The sequence below is a fragment of the Variovorax sp. P2_H12 genome, assembly GCF_056403395.1.
The window spans coordinates 66,322-84,327 of sequence record NZ_JBFUFO010000018.1 but is presented as its reverse complement, the minus strand read 5'-3'; the positions used below and the strand labels follow the sequence as shown (position 1 = coordinate 84,327).

17 protein-coding genes are annotated in these 18,006 nt (G+C 60.8%); 8 read left to right on the top strand and 9 right to left on the bottom strand.

Annotated elements, in window-relative coordinates:
* Window positions 1-39: 39 nt before the first annotated feature.
* Window positions 40-807 carry a glycosyltransferase family 2 protein gene (locus AC1DYK_RS14670; RefSeq protein WP_478166996.1) on the top strand — a complete coding sequence of 256 codons (768 nt, stop codon included), beginning with the start codon at window positions 40-42 and terminating at the stop codon, window positions 805-807.
* Here AC1DYK_RS14670 and AC1DYK_RS14665 read toward each other — a convergent pair.
* Window positions 789-1,841, bottom strand: a complete 1,053-nt coding sequence (locus AC1DYK_RS14665) for a glycosyltransferase family 2 protein (protein ID WP_478166995.1) — start codon at window positions 1,839-1,841, stop codon at window positions 789-791. The genes AC1DYK_RS14670 and AC1DYK_RS14665 overlap by 19 nt on opposite strands.
* Window positions 1,842-1,871: 30 nt before the next feature.
* Complete coding sequence (locus AC1DYK_RS14660) at window positions 1,872-2,864, bottom strand: glycosyltransferase family 2 protein (protein ID WP_478166994.1); 993 nt, start codon at window positions 2,862-2,864, stop codon at window positions 1,872-1,874.
* Window positions 2,865-3,134: 270 nt separating this feature from the next.
* On the opposite strand from AC1DYK_RS14660, the gene AC1DYK_RS14655 reads away from it, so the two are divergent.
* From AC1DYK_RS14655 to gmd, 7 genes are all read left to right on the top strand, one after another.
* Complete coding sequence (locus AC1DYK_RS14655) at window positions 3,135-4,553, top strand: mannose-1-phosphate guanylyltransferase/mannose-6-phosphate isomerase (protein WP_478166993.1); 1,419 nt, start codon at window positions 3,135-3,137, stop codon at window positions 4,551-4,553.
* The gene (locus AC1DYK_RS14650; protein ID WP_478166992.1) at window positions 4,550-5,353 is read left to right on the top strand and encodes an ABC transporter permease; all 804 of its coding nucleotides are present in this window, start codon (window positions 4,550-4,552) and stop codon (window positions 5,351-5,353) included. The genes AC1DYK_RS14655 and AC1DYK_RS14650 overlap by 4 nt, the downstream gene beginning before the upstream one ends.
* 6 nt (window positions 5,354-5,359) lie before the next feature.
* Window positions 5,360-6,058, top strand: coding sequence for an ABC transporter ATP-binding protein (locus AC1DYK_RS14645; protein ID WP_478166991.1), 699 nt, complete (start codon window positions 5,360-5,362; stop codon window positions 6,056-6,058).
* Between the two features lie 134 nt (window positions 6,059-6,192).
* Window positions 6,193-9,183, top strand: coding sequence for a rhamnan synthesis F family protein (locus AC1DYK_RS14640; RefSeq protein ID WP_478166990.1), 2,991 nt, complete (start codon window positions 6,193-6,195; stop codon window positions 9,181-9,183).
* Window positions 9,170-9,895 (top strand): glycosyltransferase, encoded by a 726-nt coding sequence (locus tag AC1DYK_RS14635; protein ID WP_478166989.1) that lies wholly within the window; start codon window positions 9,170-9,172, stop codon window positions 9,893-9,895. The genes AC1DYK_RS14640 and AC1DYK_RS14635 overlap by 14 nt, the downstream gene beginning before the upstream one ends.
* Window positions 9,892-11,373, top strand: a complete 1,482-nt coding sequence (locus tag AC1DYK_RS14630; RefSeq protein WP_478166988.1) for a glycosyltransferase family 2 protein — start codon at window positions 9,892-9,894, stop codon at window positions 11,371-11,373. Before AC1DYK_RS14635 ends, AC1DYK_RS14630 begins: the two co-directional genes overlap by 4 nt.
* Before the next feature lie 70 nt (window positions 11,374-11,443).
* A complete protein-coding gene (gene gmd, locus AC1DYK_RS14625) occupies window positions 11,444-12,481 on the top strand; it encodes a GDP-mannose 4,6-dehydratase (protein ID WP_478166987.1) in 1,038 nt (345 codons plus the stop codon).
* Between the two features lie 37 nt (window positions 12,482-12,518).
* On the opposite strand, the gene AC1DYK_RS14620 is transcribed toward gmd, so the two are convergent.
* The 7 genes from AC1DYK_RS14620 to AC1DYK_RS14590 form a co-directional block, all read right to left on the bottom strand.
* Window positions 12,519-13,295, bottom strand: coding sequence for a sulfotransferase family protein (locus AC1DYK_RS14620; RefSeq protein WP_478166986.1), 777 nt, complete (start codon window positions 13,293-13,295; stop codon window positions 12,519-12,521).
* Entirely contained in the window at window positions 13,279-13,920 is a 642-nt protein-coding gene (cysC, locus tag AC1DYK_RS14615; RefSeq protein WP_478166985.1) for an adenylyl-sulfate kinase, read from the bottom strand. Before cysC ends, AC1DYK_RS14620 begins: the two co-directional genes overlap by 17 nt.
* Window positions 13,921-14,019: 99 nt before the next feature.
* Complete coding sequence (locus AC1DYK_RS14610; RefSeq protein WP_478166984.1) at window positions 14,020-14,973, bottom strand: class I SAM-dependent methyltransferase; 954 nt, start codon at window positions 14,971-14,973, stop codon at window positions 14,020-14,022.
* Window positions 14,973-15,908: a glycosyltransferase family 2 protein gene (locus AC1DYK_RS14605; RefSeq protein ID WP_478166983.1), complete on the bottom strand. Its 936-nt coding sequence runs from the start codon at window positions 15,906-15,908 to the stop codon at window positions 14,973-14,975. The genes AC1DYK_RS14610 and AC1DYK_RS14605 overlap by 1 nt, the downstream gene beginning before the upstream one ends.
* On the bottom strand, window positions 15,905-16,270 hold the full coding sequence (locus AC1DYK_RS14600) for a GtrA family protein (protein WP_478166982.1): 366 nt from the start codon (window positions 16,268-16,270) through the stop codon (window positions 15,905-15,907). Before AC1DYK_RS14600 ends, AC1DYK_RS14605 begins: the two co-directional genes overlap by 4 nt.
* 1 nt (window position 16,271) lies before the next feature.
* Window positions 16,272-17,189, bottom strand: coding sequence for a transketolase family protein (locus AC1DYK_RS14595; protein ID WP_478166981.1), 918 nt, complete (start codon window positions 17,187-17,189; stop codon window positions 16,272-16,274).
* Entirely contained in the window at window positions 17,186-17,998 is an 813-nt protein-coding gene (locus AC1DYK_RS14590; protein WP_478166980.1) for a transketolase, read from the bottom strand. The genes AC1DYK_RS14595 and AC1DYK_RS14590 overlap by 4 nt, the downstream gene beginning before the upstream one ends.
* Between the last annotated feature and the right edge of the window lie 8 nt (window positions 17,999-18,006).

The following is an 18,006-nucleotide window of genomic DNA, read 5'->3' as shown; positions in this document are numbered from 1 at the left end:
ATTGGCGGGAACCCTAGAATTCCCGAGCGAAATTAGACCATGCCGATGCCCCCCCTTCCCCCTCCCTCCCTCACGGTGTCGATCGTGAGCCACGGCCAGCTCGACCTGGTGCGCCCGCTGATCGAGGAACTCGACCGCTTCAGCCGCGGCATGGTCGCCAAGGTCGTGCTCACGATCAACATCCCCGAGGCCGACGCGCTGGCCGGCCTGAAATGGGGCTTCGAGGTGGAACGGATCGAGAACCAAGCCCCCAAGGGCTTCGGCGCCAACCACAACCAGGCTTTCCGGCGCTGCACGACACCCTGGTTCCTGGTGCTTAACCCGGACATCCGCTTCGACCGCGACATCCTGGCGCCGCTGGTCGCGCAGGCGCGCCCGGACAGCGGCCTGCTGACACCGCGCATCCTCGAGCCCGGCAAGGCCGAGCCCGAGCAGCACCGGGCCCTGATCACGCCGCGCGAGATCCTGGTGCGCCGCCGCCCGGACTACGCCCGCCCCGCGGTGCCGCACTGGATTCCGGGGCTTTTCATGCTGTTCCGCAGCGACGCCTACCGCGAGATCGGCGGCTTCGACGAGCGCTTCTTCATGTACGGCGAGGATTTCGACATCTGCGCCCGCACGCAACTCGCCGGCTGGAAGCTGCAGGTGGCCGAAGACCTGCTGGTCCTGCACGATGCGCGGCGGGCCAGCCGGACGAGCCACAGGCACCTCTACTGGCACCTGACCAGCCTGCTCAAGGTGTGGAGCTCGCCAGCCTTCTGGCGCTTCCGCAGCGCGCTGCGCAACGCTCAGGCCCCGGTCCGGTAGAGCCGGCGGAAGCCGCGGATCAGCGGCAGCTTGGTGGCGGCGCCGATCGCCCGGACCATGCCGGGGGAGCTGTGGGAAAGCAGGAACCGGGTCAGCCGCAGCTTGGCCTTGGCCCGGAAGCCCACATAGGGGTTGGTCAGGACCATGTGGGCGTAGTCGTCCAGATGGGCGAACATCTCCTCGCGGTATTCGTTGTCCAGCTTGATGGCCTCGATCGCATGATCGACGAACAGCTTGCCGAAGCGCGGCATCAGGTAGTCGCGCAGGTAGAAACGGCCTCGCTTCGGCTCGTCGGGGAAGGTCGCGGCCAGCTTCTTGAAGAAGCGGTACCGGCTGCGGATCATCCGGATCCCGAACGAGGTGCTTTCGGTGTGGATGCACCAGACCGTCACGGCGCGATCGACGAAGTGATTGCTGTAGCCCCTGCGGAAGATGCGCAGGAACAGGTCGTCGTCCTCGAATCCCATGAACTGCGCGTCGAAGCCCTGCACCGCATCGAAGGCCACGCGGCTCACCAGGGTCGCCGAGGGCAGGACGAACATGTCGTAGCGCAGGAGGTCGAAGATGCTGGTCTTGGGGTGGTCCTTCGAGTGCTGCTTGATGAGCTCGGTGCGCACCACGTTGCCATCGACGTCGGCCTCGTACAGGTCGGCGTAGACGAAGCCGAAGCGCGCGTCGCCCGCCGGAATCGCACCGGTCAGGATCTCGATGTGGTTCGGGAGATAGAAATCGTCCTGGTCCAGAAAGCAGATGTAGGCCGAGGTCGAGGCCGCGACGCCGGCGTTGCGCGCCGAACCCTGGCCACCGTTTTCCTTGTCGACGATCCGGAACGGATAGCGCCCGGCCAGCACGCCTAGCGCCTCGCGCTCCTCGGGGCGCGAACCGTCGTTGACGACGATGACCTCGTCAGCCGGCACGGTCTGGTTGAAGACGCTCTTGACCGAGCGCTCGATGAAGTCGGCGCCGTTATAGAACGGGATGACGACGACGACCGAGGGCCGGGCAGCGAGAGTGGAATCGTTCTTGTCGGGCATTCGGCGTGGCGGGGTGATTCTCGGGCAGTCTCAGACGGATTCGAACAGGTCGCGGACGACGCCGCGCGTGCCGCGGCCGAACTTTTCGTAGCGGCCGGTCATGGCCTCGCGCAGCACCGGCAGGCAGCGCGCGACGCGCGACGCCGGCAGCGCGGCCCGGAAGCGCTGGTGTTCCAGCTTCTCGCGCAGCTTCTGGATGGTATCCGGAGCCACCTGGTCGCCCAGGGACAGCAGCCGTTCGAGCAGAAGCTCGGCCTTCAAGGCTCGCTCCTGGTGGGTGGTGCCGCGCGAAGCCAGTGCCTTTCTGACCTTGCCCATGAAGGAATCCCGGCGCGCGCCGATCTGGTTGCTGTCGTGCTGGCGGTAGTCGATCAAGGCGTCTTCGAGCATGTCGACCCCGCCGACCGCGGAAGCGACGATGCCGAGCCATTCGTCGTGCAGCCATTCCTTGGGGAAGTCCAACGCCTGTTCGAGCAAAGAGCGCCGGAACAGCGTCGTCGCGCCGGTCACGAGATTGCGGCGCAGGAAGACGTCGAAGGCGCGGCCCTCGTGGATCCAGGCCCGCTCGAAGGGCTGGACCTCCAGCGCATGAAAAAGCGAGTTGCCCAGATCCGCGAGGGCGCCATCGACCAGCCGGGCGTCGGTATGCAGCAGCAGCAGGTCGGGGCGCCGTTCGAACTCGGCCACCATCCGCGCCAGCCGCCCCGGATGCCAGACATCGTCCTGGTCGCTGAGGGCGATCAGGTCGCCGCTGCAGGCACGCACGGCCTGCTCGAAATTCTTGGTGACGCGCAGGGCGGGATCGTTGCGCTGCACGCGCAGACCTATCGCCAGGCCCGGGCGCTCGCGCAGGCAGGCTTCGAGCGTGACGCGGGCCACTTCGACACCGTCGTCGGTCGAGGCGTCGTCGGACAGCACGATCTCGGTCGGCGGCAAGGTCTGCAGGCAGATGCTGCGGACCTGCTCGGCGATGTAGCGGGCGCCGTTGTGGGTGCAGAGGGCGACGGAGATGGCGAGGCTCATGGCGTTGCCAGCCGCGCCAGACAATGCGGATCGAATCCGACAAATGGAAATACAGCGTTCATGCGTGCCCGTTACAGGTAATCGATCCGCTGTCGCGGAATGCCGGCAGCAACCATCCGCGGCCGCGCGTCTTCGGGCCGGCTTGGCCATCGTGGAGCCGGTGATTATCTTCGCAAGAGCGGCGACCCAGTCCCCAAGCGATGCGCCCCAGGCCGGGAACCGACGCCAGATCGACCAGTAAAATTGCCTGCACATAGAGAAAGACTAAAGATGCGACTGCTTTCAGTGGTGCTTTCAGGAGGTTCCGGCTCCAGGCTCTGGCCACTTTCCAGGCAGGCTTTTCCAAAGCCCTTCATGAAGCTCGGGGGCTCAACGCTGCTCCAGCAAACGATCGAACGCGGCCAAGCATGCGGCATCGGCGACCTGATGATCGTCACCAACAAGGACCATCAGTTCCTGACCAAGGACGTGCTGAATCAAATGGCAGATCCGCCGGAAGCAACGCTGCTGCTGGAACCCAGCGGTCGCAATACGGCGCCGGCCATCGCCTTGGCTGCGCTTCAGTGCATCGAGCGGTTTGGCGGCGAAACGGTGATGTTGGTCCTTTCGGCCGATCATCTGGTTCCCGACGTCGAGGCTTTTGTCGCCAGCGCGAGCCGGGCCTTCAGGCTGGCGGCGCAAGGCGCCCTGGTGATTTTTGGTGTGAGCCCCACAAGTCCCGACACGGGCTTCGGCTACGTCGAGGTGGAGCACGTGTCGCGCGAGAGCCAGCCGGCCAAGCGCTTCGTGGAGAAACCGGACGTCCACACGGCCCAGGAATATCTTGCGACTGGACGCTACTACTGGAACAGCGGCATGTTCTGCTTCACCGCAGACGCCATCGTCTCGGCCTTAGAACGGCACGCGCCGGACGTGCTGACTTCTGCGCGGCGCGTTCTGGAAACGTCGCAATCGAACGACAACGCTATCCAGTTCGACCTCCACGCGTTCGGACTCTTGCCAAACATCAGCATCGACTATGCCGTCATGGAGCACGCCGACAACGTCCAAGTGGTGCCGGCCAAATTCAGCTGGAGCGACGTGGGCTCGTGGCCTTCGGTCGCGAGGTCGCATACACCCGATGCAAGCGGGAACACCCTTCCGCTGGATGTCGTGGCGATCGACACCACGGGCACGCACGTGCACGTCGAAAGCCATAATCCCAAGGTGGTGGCGACGCTGGGCGTGCACGACCTTGTGATCGTCGACACTCCGGACGCACTCCTGGTGGCCCACAAGAACAGCGCCGAGGGCGTCAGGGAAATCGTCAACTCCTTGAAGGCGCGGCGACACGATGCCGTACATCTGCCGGCTGTGATTCATAGGCCTTGGGGCACCTATGCCTCGCTCAAGGAAGAGGACGGCTATAAGGTCAAGCGCATCACGGTCAAACCCGGCGAATCTCTTTCACTTCAATATCACCACCAGCGCGCAGAGCATTGGGTGGTGGTGCGCGGCATCGCCCTGGTGCAGGTCGGGGACGTTGAATACAAGACACTCCCCGGCGAATACCGATACATCCCTCTCAAAGAAAGACATCGTTTGACAAATATAGGCAAGGAAGAACTCGTGCTCATCGAAGTGCAATGCGGCGCCTACCTCGGCGAAGACGACATCGTCAGACTCGCGGATACGTACGGGCGCATATGAGTCAGGCGCAATCCAACTTGCATCGCAGCGCCTGGGCCGATTGGTGGGAAGGAACACGCCGCACCGACATCTGGTGGACGCTGGCCTGGTTCGACATCGTGCTGCGATACCGCCGCTCGATGCTGGGGCCCGTTTGGCTGACCCTCAGCATGGGGGCCATGATCGGCGGCATGGGGCCGCTCTACAGTTCGCTCTTCGGCACCGAGCTCTCGACGTTCTTTCCACATCTGGCACTGGGCATCATCTTCTGGGGTTTCTTTTCCAGCATGGTGACGGATTCGTGCAATGCGTTCATCGGGTCCGCAAACTACCTCAAGCAGGGCTATTTTCCGATCAGCCTCTTCGTCTGGCGAAGCATGGCGCGCAACCTGATCCAATTCGCGCACCAGATTGTGCTCTACGTACCGGTCGCCATCTGGGCCGGGGTTTCGCTTTCCTGGTCAGCATTGCTGTTCATCCCGGCCTTCCTCCTCGTGCTTGTGAACGCACAAGCCTTGGGTCTCGCGCTGGGCCTGGTGTGCACACGCTTTCGCGACGTGACGCAGATTGTTACCAGCGTGATGCAGATGCTGATGTTCCTGACGCCCGTCTTCTGGCTGCCCTCGAGCCTGCCGGGACGGGCGAAGTACATCCTCTGGAACCCGTTCGCGCAGATGCTCGATCTTCTGCGCACCCCATTGATGGGCGGCGTGGCTGAAGGCCACAACTGGTGGGGGATTCTAGGCTGGACGACGGCGACGGTGACCGTGTCGGGCCTGCTGTTTGCAAAGTACCGTCGTCGCGTCGTCTATTGGCTCTGAACAATCATGGCTTTCATTTCTCTCAAAAACGTCTCGGTCAATTTCCCCATCTACGGGGCAGGTGCCGCGTCATTCAAAAAGACGCTTGCAGCATCAGTGACCGGCGGCCGGTTCGGCAAGGAAACCGGGGTCAACGTCGTTCAAGCGCTGAGCGATATCACTCTGGAACTCAAGAGCGGCGACCGGCTGGGCCTCGTCGGCCACAACGGTGCGGGAAAGTCGACACTCCTTCGCGCCCTCGCCGGCGTCTATGAGCCCTCATCGGGCGAATTCTTGCGGGAGGGCACGGTGTCCAGCCTGATCGACCCATCGCTGGGCATCGAGGCAGATGCGACAGGCATCGAGAACATCATGCTGAGAGGCTTGGTGATGGGCATGAGCAAGAAGCAGATCGACGCACTTACGCCCGAAATCTGCGAGTTCAGCGGGCTCGGTGAGTACGTCAACATGCCCGTGAGGACCTATTCGACCGGCATGATGATGCGACTGGCCTTCTCGATCTCGACCAGCGTCGAGGCGGACATTCTGCTGATGGATGAATGGCTGTCGGTCGGTGACGCCGAATTTACCGAAAAGGCCGAAAAGCGGATGAAGGACGTTGTCGCCAAATCCGGGATTCTTGTGCTCGCATCGCATTCGCCCGACCTGATCGCCAAGGAGTGCAACCGGGTCATCCACCTGGAACACGGGCGAATCGTGGGGTAGAGCCTCCTCCCGCCATGGCGGTGCGAACGGATATGCTTGTAGTCGTCGACCCACAAGCCATCTCCGGGGCCCCGCCTAAAATCCGTCTTCGCCGAAGGGAGAGATTACACCGGCGCTCTACTACGAAACTCCACATGACTTCCACGCTAAAACAAATCTATAGCGCCCACGAGGGGAAGGTGACCGATAAATGGGCGAGCTATCTGGAAGCTTACGACGAGATCCTCGCACCGTTCCGCAACCAACCCGTGCGTCTCCTTGAGATTGGCATTCAGAATGGCGGCTCGCTGGAAATCTGGTCGACGTACTTTCAAAATGCGGACCGGATCATCGGCTGCGAAATCAATGAGGCTTGCAGGGCGCTGAGCTACCAGAATCCTCGGATTCGAGTTGTGATCGGCGATGCAAATTCGAATGCTGCCGAAGCGGAAATCCTTAGCCATTCATCTGAATTCGACATCATCCTTGACGATGGCTCGCACCGGTCGATTGATATCGTCAAGAGCTTTTCTCGCTACTTCCCCTTGCTGAAGGAGGGGGGGGTCTACGTCGCAGAGGATCTTCATTGCAGCTATTGGAGAGACTTCCAGGGCGGCCTTTATGCCCCCCAGTCTTCCATCAGCTTTTTCAAGCGTCTGGCTGATGTGGTCAACTTCGAGCACTGGGGCGTGGCCGGGCGCCGCGTCGATGTCCTGCGCGGGTTCTCGCAGATGGGCGCAGCCACCTTGACCGAGGTTGCGCTCGAGAGCATCTACTCGGTCGAGTTCAGGAACTCCTTGTGCTTCGTGCGGAAGAAGACCGCGGCCGAGGCGAGCCTCGGGCGCAGGATCGTGGTGGGCAAATCCCAGCAGGTGTCCGCATTGGAGTTGCCGCTCAACGGCCTTCTCATGAGTCAACTCCGGACAATCGACGAGTCCGGCAACGAATGGAGCGATCTTGAGTCCCCGCCCGAGGTCGAATTGCCTCGACTGCGCGCTCAGTTCGCCGAAGTTCGATCGAAGGCGGACAGCATCGAGTCCCGCCATGCCCAGGAGCTGACTCGACTCGCGGAAAGTCACGCGCGCGAACAGGAAGACCAAGCCTTCAGCCTCCGGCAAGTCGAAGTGGCCGCACGCAGGCGGCAGCGGGAACTCGCCGCGCTGCAGACGCGTTACCTGCAGGTCTCGAACGAACTCAAGGCCGAACGCGAGCAACGCGCCGCCATGCTGGCCTCCCGCTCCTGGCGCTTGGTCACCAGCCTGCGCAGCGTCGCCGCCCGATTTCCCCGGTTCAGCCGCTGGGCGTTCAGCTCGGCAAAGGTGGCGAAGTTGTTGGGCGGTTTTCAGTTCAAACGTCTCTACAAGACGATCGAACTCCACTATCGGACCCGAGACGCCCGTGCGGCACTGGCGGGGTCCGGCTTGTTCGACTCCGGCTTCTACCTTCGGAAGTACCCGGACGTGGGCTCTTTCGTAGGTAGTCCACTGCAACACTATCTCTTGCTCGGCGGTAAGGAGGGTCGCGATCCGCACCCGCTTTTCGACACTCGCTGGTACCTGTCGCGCAACCCTTCCGTGCTGGCCAAGGACGCCAATCCACTGATCCACTACTTGCGCAACAGCCACCTCAGCCCCAATCCGTTCTTCGACGGCCAGTGGTATCTGGACACCTATGCAGACCTTCGGGATTCAGGCCTCAATCCGCTCGCCCACTACTATGAATTCGGTGCTGCGGAAGGGCGGGATCCGGGACCGAATTTCTCGACCCGCTGGTACGTCGAGCAGAACCCCGACCTGACGCTGACCAGCCTGAACCCGCTCGAGCATTTCCTGCGGCACGGCCAGGCGGAAGGTCGCCGCCCCTCTCCCGGAGCTCATGTCGAGCGTCTGGGCACCCCGGTCACACAAGCCGAGATCCATTGTCTGAAGGTGCCCGGGAAAGCGGCCGAAACGGGACTGTTCGTCGCTCACTCGCCCGACGGAAGGCTGAAGCCGCATGTTCAACACTATCTGAAGTGCCTGAAGGATGGCGGTATTTCCATCATCCTTCTAGTGGCCGCGGACGCGCCATTCAGGGCCACGCCGGAATTGCTCACGCTGGTGTCGGGGCTTTTCGTTCGTAGGAACAAGGGATATGATTTTGCCGCCTGGGCGCACGTTCTCAGGCTGCGCCCGGACCTCCTCGATTCGGACATCCTCTACCTCTTGAACGACAGCCTGATCGGCCCCTTCAATCAGAAAGATCTGGACAAGGTGCTCTCGCGGGTGCGCAATAGCTCCGGAGATCTGGTCGGCATGACGGCCAACCACGAGCGCACCGGCTGGCATCTGCAAAGCTATTTCCTTGCGCTCAAGAAAAAGGCCTTGGCCTCGGTGGCTTTGCAGCGGTTCTTCAACCAGGTGACGACACTGGACGACAAGGACGACGTCATCAACCAGTATGAATTGCGCTTTGCCCCGACGCTGCGATCAGCTGGCCTGGAGTGCGTCGAGCTGTTCCCGTCGGACGGGCCGAGTAATCCCACCATCTATGACTGGCGCGGCCTGATAGAGAGGGGTTTTCCGTTCGTCAAGGTCATGGTCTTGCGCGATCGCTTCGAGGGGGTCGACATCGAAGGGTGGCAGGATGTGCTGCGCTCTCGCGGCTTCGAACCCGCACTGGCCGCTCGCACGCTGGATGAGGCGCGACGCGTAATGCCTGCCGACCTCGACGATCTTCCGCTTTCAGACGCGCCGACAACGCATTTCGAGTTGCCGCCTTTGCTGCCGCGCGTGTCCTTGATCGCTCCGTGGAACTTCGACAACGGGTTGGGCGTCGCGAGCAGGTCCTACATTTCCGCACTGCGGCGCACCGGCGTTCTTCTCAACCTTCATCCGATCAAGCGGCCGTTCCACGTCCATCGTCAGATCGCACCGCCGTTCGACATCTGCGACTTCGCCGGCGACACGGACGTAGCCTTGGTTCAGCTGAACCCCGATGGCTGGGACTCGATGTTCACCGAGGCGCAGCTGGAAGTCATCCGCAAGGCGCGCCTGCGCATCGGACTGTGGGTATGGGAAACGCCGACGGTGCCTGCATCATGGCTGAAAGTCATGAACGAGGTCGATGCCATATGGGCGCCGAGCCAATACTGTGCAGACGCCTAGGGGCGCGGCGCTGCGCACGGCCAAGGAGACGATCGGCAGCGCCAGTACCGAGCGGATCATCCTCTACGCCTTCGACGGCAGCAGCTATCTGGTACGGAAGAACCCATTTGCGCTCGTCAGGGCCTTCGGGAAGAGCCATTTGAACGATCAAGGATGGACCCTCGTGCTGAAGACCAAACATGTCTTCGACTCCCCGGAGCAAGGCAATGCGCTGGCCGAACTCGTGGCAGCAACGCCAGGGGTCGTAATGCTCAATCGCTCGCTCGACAAGGACGCCATGGAAGCCTTGATGGCCGCATCCAGCATCTATGCCTCGCCCCATTGCGCCGAGGGCTTCGGCCTCACCGTGGCCGAGGCCATGGGCATGGGCAAGCTCGTCGTCGCCACGGACTACAGTGGCACCCGCGACTTCCTCGACGTCGCCAGCGGCTTCCCGGTCGACTACAAGCTTCGTACGCTCGACGACAACCATGGAGCCTACGGTAGCGGCAACACCTGGGCATCGATAGACGAGTCCAAGCTGACCGAAGCACTCTTGGCCGCTGCCGAGGCGGCGTCCAAGAACGACGGATCGAAGGGAGACATGGCCAAACGACGAATCCGCGAGAAGCTGTCGCAAGAGGCTGTCGCTGCACGCATGATCGAAAGCCTGGGGCAACTACTCCCTGGCGAGCTGATGACCGGCATTGCTGCCCGGAGGCTCTCGTCGTGAGCCAAGGGATCTTGCTTTCTATGTTGCAGCACGAGGGCCTGCATTCGATCCGGTGCGACGCCGACGGAACCATTCCCGGCACGGAGGCCGCCAAGTTCAGCGCCGGCATTCCTGCCGGCGAGTGGTTCATCATTGGCCCGGGCGATCTGGAGATTCACCCGAGTGTCTGGGACTTGCTAGCGAATGCCTGGCACCAGCGTCCCGACATCGGGCTCTTCTACGGTGACGACGTCGCCGTGACCGGCGCGAGTGATGCACGGGACTTGGCACTGAAGCCCGACTGGGACCTTTCGCTCGAACTGGCGTACGACTACATCGGGCTCCCGCTGTTCGTTCGATCGTCGGCCGCCAAGCAGATCGGCAACATCGATGTCGAAGCCGGTACCGCGGCATCGTTCGACCTGATCCTGAGGGCCCATTCCGCCGGCGTCGTCATCGGCCGGATACCCGAGGTGCTGGCCAAGTACCGTGATCGCCGCTTTCGCGCAGCCGTCGACGACCGTGCAGCGGCGATAAGGCGCTGGTGGCCGAAGAGTGCCGACGCATTGATCGATGTCTCGCCCGGTCTGGCGGAAGCCAGCCTGCGAATCGACAAGCGATTCAGCGACCCACCGGAGGTCACCCTCGTCGTCCCGACGCGACAAACGATCGGGGAACGCTCGTCCGATGGCAGCGGCACCCCCTATGTCGTGCAGTTTCTCGAAAGCATCGCCGAATCGGACTACCCGATGGACAAGCTTCATGTGCTGCTCGGCGACGACGTCGACAGCGATGCGGTCTACGCCGGACGCCAGTGGCCATTCCGACTACGCCGGATTCAGACGCGCAGAGCAGAAGGCGAGAGCTTCAACTATGCGGCGAAGATGAATCGGCTCTGGCGCGAGTCCTCAACCGAGCACGTGATCCTGATGAACGACGACATCACGATCCGTTCAACGGACTGGATCCAGGCGCTACTGAGCTTCTCCACACAGACGGATGTGGGCGGCGCCGGTGCCAGGCTGCTCTACCCAACGGGCAGGATCCAGCACGCCGGGATGCCCGGCGGCGTCTACGGCCTCTGCACGCACGCCTGGATCGGCGAGCCCGCTACCGCTCCCACCTACCAGGACTGGGCCTCGGTTCATCGCGAGTGGTCCATCGTGACCGGCGCCGTATTCGCGACGCGCAAAAGCCTGCTCGATGAGGTCGACGGCTTCGACGAACGCTTTCGCTTGGACTTCAACGATGTCGATCTGTGCCTCAAGCTGAAGATGCTTGGCTATCGCATCGTCTATACGCCGCACGCCGAACTGGTCCATCATGAAAAGGGATCCCGCGGAGACGCCTCGTGGCCCGCGAGCGAACTCGCGTTGTTCTTGAGCAGATGGGGGCAGTTTCTGGACAATGATCCCGCCTTCCATCCAAAGCTCTCCAAGGGACACCACATACTCCAACCCATCGAGCTGCACGGAGAATGGTGGCAACCGGCATGTTGACTTACGCTTGCTTGCATGCACCTACGCGCCGAGCTCCTCACATCGTTATTGTTCATTTAGAAAGTCACCCATGAAAAGGCGCGCCGTTGTTACAGGCATCACCGGACAGGACGGAGCCTACTTGGCCGAGTTGCTGCTCGCCAAGGGCTATGTGGTCTTTGGAACTTACCGCCGCACCAGTTCGGTCAACTTCTGGCGGATCGAGGAGTTGGGCATTCAGGACAATCCCGATCTGCATCTGGTCGAGTACGATCTGACGGATCTGGGCAGCTCACTCACCCTGATCAAGGACGCTGCACCCGATGAGGTCTACAACCTTGCCGCACAAAGCTTCGTCGGCGTAAGCTTCAACCAGCCGGACGCCACAGCGCAGATCACCGGCATGGGAGCGCTTCATCTACTCGAAGCGATCCGCCTCACCAATCGGAACATCCGCTTCTATCAAGCCTCGACTTCAGAGATGTTCGGGAAGGTGCAGGCGATTCCGCAAGCCGAGGACACGCCTTTCTACCCGCGCAGCCCCTACGGCGTCGCGAAACTGTTCGCGCATTGGATGACGATCAACTACCGCGAGAGCTACGACATCTTCGGTTGCAGCGGCATCCTCTTCAATCACGAAAGCCCATTGCGCGGACGTGAGTTCGTCACCCGGAAAATCACCGATTCGGTGGCCAAGATCAAGTTGGGCAAGCTTGGTGTCCTGGAACTCGGCAACCTTGGCGCCAAGCGCGATTGGGGCTTCGCCAAGGAGTATGTCGAGGGCATGTGGCTCATGCTTCAGGCGAAAGAGGCCGACACGTTCGTTCTGGCAACCAACCGTACCGAAACCGTCCGCGATTTCGTCGACATGGCGTTCAAGGCCGCAGGCTACGAGCTCCGCTTCGAGGGCGAAGAGCAAGCCGAGGTCGGCATCGACATCAAGACTGGCAAGACGCTGGTTAGCGTCAACCCCAAGTTCTATCGGCCTGCAGAGGTCGAGTTGCTGATCGGCAATCCTGCGCGTGCCAAGGAGAAGCTGGGCTGGGCACCGACGACGACACTGGAGGAACTGTGCACCATGATGGTCGAGGCGGACCTGCGACGCAACGCCACGGGCCATTCGTTCTGACGCGGAGGGGCCGCCGTTCGGCCGCCCCTGCTCACGGCTACCACCAACGGAAAGTGCCGTTGTAGCCCGAAAAAACCTCTTGCACCCTTAAGGACTCCTGCGAACTCAATGCGTACGAGGACTCCGTGCGAGCTTCCATTGGGCGCCCATAGTTGTCGGAATAGGTGGCGTCGTTTTGATCGAGGCCAAAGAAGGTCTTGCCGAACCCGCGCCTCCCGACCCGATACCCAAGGAAACTCTCCAGCGCATTGAACTCAACCGGGTCGTTGTTCAGTATCTTGTCGAAATGGACGAAATGAACCGCGCCCGATTTGGCAAGACGTGACTCCGACGCACGCCAGTAGTAGTTGAACATGAGGCCGACCAAGTCTTCGAACTTCAGCTGGCGACCCTGCTTCTCGAAAACAGTCCTCATCGAGGCGATGACCTTTCTGGGATCTCGGACTACACAGACGGCCTTGAAATCTTCAAAGAAATCGGGCAGGCAATCCAGATAGAGCGTCAGTTCCGGATCCTTGAGCACAAGCTGTTCGGCGTCGAGATGCGGAAAATGGCTGAGGGCGTTACCGACAAAACCATGGATCGCCGGAGCGAACACGTTGACCAAGTCTTGCTTCGTCTTCGCGTAAGCCTGGAAGCGAGGACGGTCGGCGTACTCAATGATGTCATGGAACTGACGAATTAGCCGGGTGATGAACGTGCACTCTGGAAGCATCGGGAACGCGGAAATTTCCTCGGATAGAAGGCTTCCCATCAATGTCGTTCCGCTCCGAGGCGCGCCAACACAAAAAGTGATATTAATGCGCCTGGCCATTTAAATCGCCAACGAATTTGCGTCGTGCCGCCGCAACTGGTTTTTTCTTGTGCTGCCGGCAGCACTGAGGTCGACAGTCGACATCAGTCAGACGATGGATTAAATCCAATACAGTCCAAATAGATTCCTCTACCGATTCTGAAGTTGTATCCAACATCAAATCTGGATCAACTGGAGCTTCGTAAGCTCCCGAAATTCCGGTGAACCCGGGAATTTTCCCATTGATCGCATCGGCGTACATTCCTTTTGGATCACGCTGCGAGCAGATTTCGACAGATGCAGATACGAATGTTTCACAAAAACCATCGCCGATGATCGAATGAGCTAATGCTCGGTGACAGGCAAGCGGTGAAATCGTCGCCACCACAACGATGTACCCCTCCCCTTGAAGCAGCTTCGCTGTCCACGCAATCCGTCGAATGTTTTCAAGACGATCCTCATCCGAAAACCCGAGGTCAGCGCAAAGATTTTTGCGAAGGACGTCGCCGTCCAGCAAGGTGGCTTTGATTTTCAAGCGCGACAGTTCACCAACTAACCTCAACCCAACGGTGGTCTTTCCCGACCCGGGCAGACCAGTCATCCAAATGACTGGCATCGATTTCTCACTGTCTTCGTCTTCAACCATGATGCTCTTTAATTCACAAGAGTCATCAATTCTAAACGTTTGTCACATCGTCAAAGTATTACAAAAGTATTGCTTATTTGTATTAAAACGAGAAATTCGTCAAGCAGGGGTCGCGCCCCGTTTTCGGAGTACCACGCAGAACTCGTTGCGGTTCCTCAGAGTCCGGTAAACCTTGGACGGTGCCAGGTCAGTCAGGCCCAAACGAAACAGTTGCTCGAAAATCACCTCAAAGGTGGCCGGCGTGAACTGCCAAGCGTGGCAGTCGAGGTACTCGCCCTTCTCCTCGGCTTCCGAATAGGCCTGCATGGCGCCCTGGAGAACGGTGTCGCCGTGGGTCTCGCAGACTCTGACCCCATGATCGCCGCGCCAATGACGACTCATGTCGTTGTGCGTCGTCAACGCGGCGTAGGCGATCCAGGATCTCAGCGAGTGCCGCGTCCTTCGCTCCGCGTAGGCCACGAGTACATCCGCGATGGTTGTCTCCGGCAGAAAGTGGTCGAAGCAATAGCGCTTGTCGGGGCAAACAAGAAAGTACGAACCTCCGCCTTCGAGAAGCCGACTCACCCCTTGCAGATGCGCCACGAGATCCGGCTGATGCTCGATGCAGTGGCTACTGAAAACACTGCGAAAACGGTCAGGGATTTGTTCCAGCGGCAATCTGGAGAGCACGTAGTCGATCTTCGGGCACTTCTCGGGGTCGAGCTGGTGCACGAGCGCCCTTTCCCTCAGTTCCTCGGTCGAGAGCATGTCGGCATAGCGAACTTGGCTCCAGACCAGCGCAGGATTGGCGAACGGCCCGATCTCAAGCGTGAGGCCGTCTCTGGGAATCTGCCGAATGAACGACTCCTTGGCGGCGCCCGCGCTGGGAGTCCGCCCCTCGTCGAAACCGTAGGTCAGGAAGTGTTCGTAGGCCTGCGCATCATCCATGCCAGCGAGATCGGCATACGTTGCTCGGTAGTGCGCCGGATCGAACTCCATGCCTGCCGAGACATCGCAGTTTCTACTCATATGAGGGCTTTCAAAAGGAATTGTTCGGCCATCGGCAGCATCCATCAACTGTCGAAATTCAAGCGTTCTCGCTCGACCACTAGGGGCCGCTTCATCACATGGGTCAAGATGGCCCCCACGTACTCGCCCAACAAACCGATGAAGAACAGCTGAACCGAGGCAAAGAAGAACATGCCGATGAGGATTGGCGCCGTGCCCATGCTGAACTCGCTCCAGAACAGCACCTTGAGCAACAGGTAGAGGAGCGAAATGCAGAGGCTGAGACCCGACAGCGCAAAACCCGCCATGGTGGCGATACGCAGCGGCACACGCGAATGCGAGGTGATCCCCAGCATCGCGATGTCGTAGAGCGTATAGAAGTTGTTCTTCGTGATGCCGCGCTTGCGGCGCGGCTGGTTGTAAGGCACCTGCACCGCTTCGAATCCCACCTCTGAGACCAAGCCACGCAGGTACGGGTAGGGATCATCGATGCGCCGCAACTCCTCCAGCACCTTGCGGTCGTACAGTCCGAATCCGGTGAAGTTCTGAATCAGCTTGACATCGGCAATGCGCGTGACCATCCGGTAATAGGCGCGGCGTACCGTGAACATCAGGCTGGATTCGTCGGCGCTTGGCTTGACGCCAACGACCAGTTTGGCGCCATTCATCCATCTAGCGATGAACTCCCGCATCAACTCGGGAGGATCCTGCAAGTCAGCAACAAGCAGAATCGCGGCGTCCCCTCTGGCCTCCAGCAAACCGTGGTACGGCGAACGAATATGACCGAAGTTTCGTGCGTTGAAGATCACCTTGACGTTGTGATCCGAAGCGGCCAGTTGCCGCAGTAGCTCCGGCGTTCGATCCGACGAGAAGTTGTCGATGAACAGGTGTTCGTAGCTGACGTCGGGGATCGTCGAGAGCACCTCCCGCGTCTGACGATAGACCTCTTCGACATTCTCTTCCTCGTTGTAGCAGGGCGTGACGACGGTAATGTGTTTCATGGGGTGACAAAAACAAACCTGCGTTGAAGCAGGAAGGCGATCAGGGCCAACGGCAGCAAGACCAGGGCGTTCGCGACGTACACGTTGAGACCGGCAGCAAGCAGCAAGGCAACCGCTCCGACGTTGAACGCATAGACGGCGGCATACACCGCCACGAAGCGGCCGAGTTTCGACAGTCGCGCACCGCCGAATACCAAGCGCCCAGTGCTCTGGAAATTGAAAGCCACGCCGAGCACCGTCGCCAGGCCGATCGCCAGTGGAAAAGGCAAGCCCGCCCAGACCAGCACGGCGAACAACGCATAACCGACGACGGTGTTCAATCCACCTACCAGAAGGAAACGCCACAGCTGCGAGTCAAGCACCTCAGGAGGCCCTCCATTTGTACGCAAAAGGCGCGATGCGCGCACGCACGGCATCCAGATCCAGACCATGCTCTCGCATCGCGTGAGCATGGCTTCCGCAAGTCTCCGAGAAGCGTTCTCCGATGCCGATGCGCAGCACCGGGATCGGAGCGATTTCCGAGATTGCCTCGAGGACAGCCCCACCCAATCCACCCGCGGCAGAGTGCTCCTCGAGTGTGACGAAGGCTTTGGCTTCGGAAGCGATCGAACAGAGTTGCGCCGTATCGATCGGCTTGATCCAGGGCGCACTCCAGACTGAAGCGTCGAGTTCGTCCCCAATGGCACATGCCGTCTTGACCATCGATCCCGTGGCGATCAGGGCTACGGGATGACGCCCCGCCCGCACGCGGACCAGAGCGCCGCGTCGCAGTTCAGGGGGCGACGAATGTACTTCTCCCAGGTCCGCCTTGCCCATTCGCAAGTACACCGGACCTGCGTGTTGCCGAGCCATCGACATGCAAGCAGTCAATTCGAGCGCGTCGCAGGGAGACATGATCTCGATGTGGGGCACGGCGCGAAGACAGGCGATGTCCTCGAAACTCTGATGGCTCGTGCCCAGCGTGCTGTAGACGAGGCCGGCGCCGTCGCCGGCGAAAATCACCGGTAGCTTCTCGTAGCAGACATCGATCTTGATCTGTTCGAGCACGCGCACCGGCACGAAGGCACTAAGTCCGTAGACGATCGGCCTGAAGCCCGCCTTTGCAAGTCCTGCCGCCACTCCCACCATGTTCTGTTCCGCGATTCCGGCATTGATGTACTGGCCGCCACAGCGCTTGCGGAATTCATCGAATAGCGCGTAGCCGTGATCCCCGGTCAGCAGAACGACCCGCTCGTCGGCCATCGCAGCCTCGACCAGAGCATTCGAGAACGCCGTCCTCATACCGATGCTCCTTCAAGTTCGCGCAGGGCCTGCGCATGCAGCTCCGGCGTCAGACGCGAGTAGTGCCAGGCATTGACGTTCTCCATGTAAGAGACGCCTTTGCCCTTCACGGTCTTCGCGACCAATGCCTTAGGGCGTCCGTTCCGGCGGCTTTGGAGCTCCTCGATGGCCGCCGAGATCGCGGTCACGTCGTGGCCGTCTACTGCCAGGACGTCGAAGTCGAAGGCCGCGAACTTGGCCCTCAGGTCGCCAAGCTGCATGACCTCGTCGGTGGGACCCATCGCCTGGAACCCGTTGGCGTCGACTATCACCATCAGGTTGTCCAGCTTGGCGTGGGCGGCGAACAGCATGGCTTCCCAGATCGCGCCCTCGTTGATCTCGCCATCCCCAATCACTGCATAGCATCTCTGGCCTGTCTTGCGGCGCGACGCCGCCAGCGCCAGCCCCACGCCCACCGAAAGGCCGTGCCCCAGGGTTCCCGACGTCACCTCGCAGCCCGGGACATGCGCATCCGAGAGTCCCTTGAGGCGAGATCCGTCATGAAAGTATCGATCGATATCGGCCCGCTCCAGCCAACCCAGTTCATACAGGCACGCATACTGCGCCATTACGCCGTGGCCCTTGCTCAAAACCAGGTAGTCGCGCGAAGGATCGCGAACGTCGTTCGCGTCGTAACGCATATGTCTGCCATAAAGGCAGGACAGCAATTCGATGATGGAGAAGGCGCAACCGAGATGGACCGCATTGCCAGCGTAGGCCATTTCGACCACGGTCCTGCGCAAGCGCATGGGATCGAAGTGAGGTTTCATGATGAAGT

Excerpts from the sequence above, each read along its gene's own strand:
- AC1DYK_RS14670 (WP_478166996.1), top strand. The coding sequence starts at position 40 with ATGCCGATGCCCCCCCTTCCCCCTCCCTCCCTCACGGTGTCGATCGTG.
- AC1DYK_RS14665 (WP_478166995.1), bottom strand. The coding sequence starts at position 1,841 with ATGCCCGACAAGAACGATTCCACTCTCGCTGCCCGGCCCTCGGTCGTC.
- AC1DYK_RS14660 (WP_478166994.1), bottom strand. The coding sequence starts at position 2,864 with ATGAGCCTCGCCATCTCCGTCGCCCTCTGCACCCACAACGGCGCCCGC.
- AC1DYK_RS14655 (WP_478166993.1), top strand. The coding sequence starts at position 3,135 with ATGCGACTGCTTTCAGTGGTGCTTTCAGGAGGTTCCGGCTCCAGGCTC.
- AC1DYK_RS14650 (WP_478166992.1), top strand. The coding sequence starts at position 4,550 with ATGAGTCAGGCGCAATCCAACTTGCATCGCAGCGCCTGGGCCGATTGG.
- AC1DYK_RS14645 (WP_478166991.1), top strand. The coding sequence starts at position 5,360 with ATGGCTTTCATTTCTCTCAAAAACGTCTCGGTCAATTTCCCCATCTAC.
- AC1DYK_RS14640 (WP_478166990.1), top strand. The coding sequence starts at position 6,193 with ATGACTTCCACGCTAAAACAAATCTATAGCGCCCACGAGGGGAAGGTG.
- gmd (WP_478166987.1), top strand. The coding sequence starts at position 11,444 with ATGAAAAGGCGCGCCGTTGTTACAGGCATCACCGGACAGGACGGAGCC.
- AC1DYK_RS14620 (WP_478166986.1), bottom strand. The coding sequence starts at position 13,295 with ATGGCCAGGCGCATTAATATCACTTTTTGTGTTGGCGCGCCTCGGAGC.
- cysC (WP_478166985.1), bottom strand. The coding sequence starts at position 13,920 with ATGGTTGAAGACGAAGACAGTGAGAAATCGATGCCAGTCATTTGGATG.
- AC1DYK_RS14610 (WP_478166984.1), bottom strand. The coding sequence starts at position 14,973 with ATGGATGCTGCCGATGGCCGAACAATTCCTTTTGAAAGCCCTCATATG.
- AC1DYK_RS14605 (WP_478166983.1), bottom strand. The coding sequence starts at position 15,908 with ATGAAACACATTACCGTCGTCACGCCCTGCTACAACGAGGAAGAGAAT.
- AC1DYK_RS14595 (WP_478166981.1), bottom strand. The coding sequence starts at position 17,189 with ATGAGGACGGCGTTCTCGAATGCTCTGGTCGAGGCTGCGATGGCCGAC.
- AC1DYK_RS14590 (WP_478166980.1), bottom strand. The coding sequence starts at position 17,998 with ATGAAACCTCACTTCGATCCCATGCGCTTGCGCAGGACCGTGGTCGAA.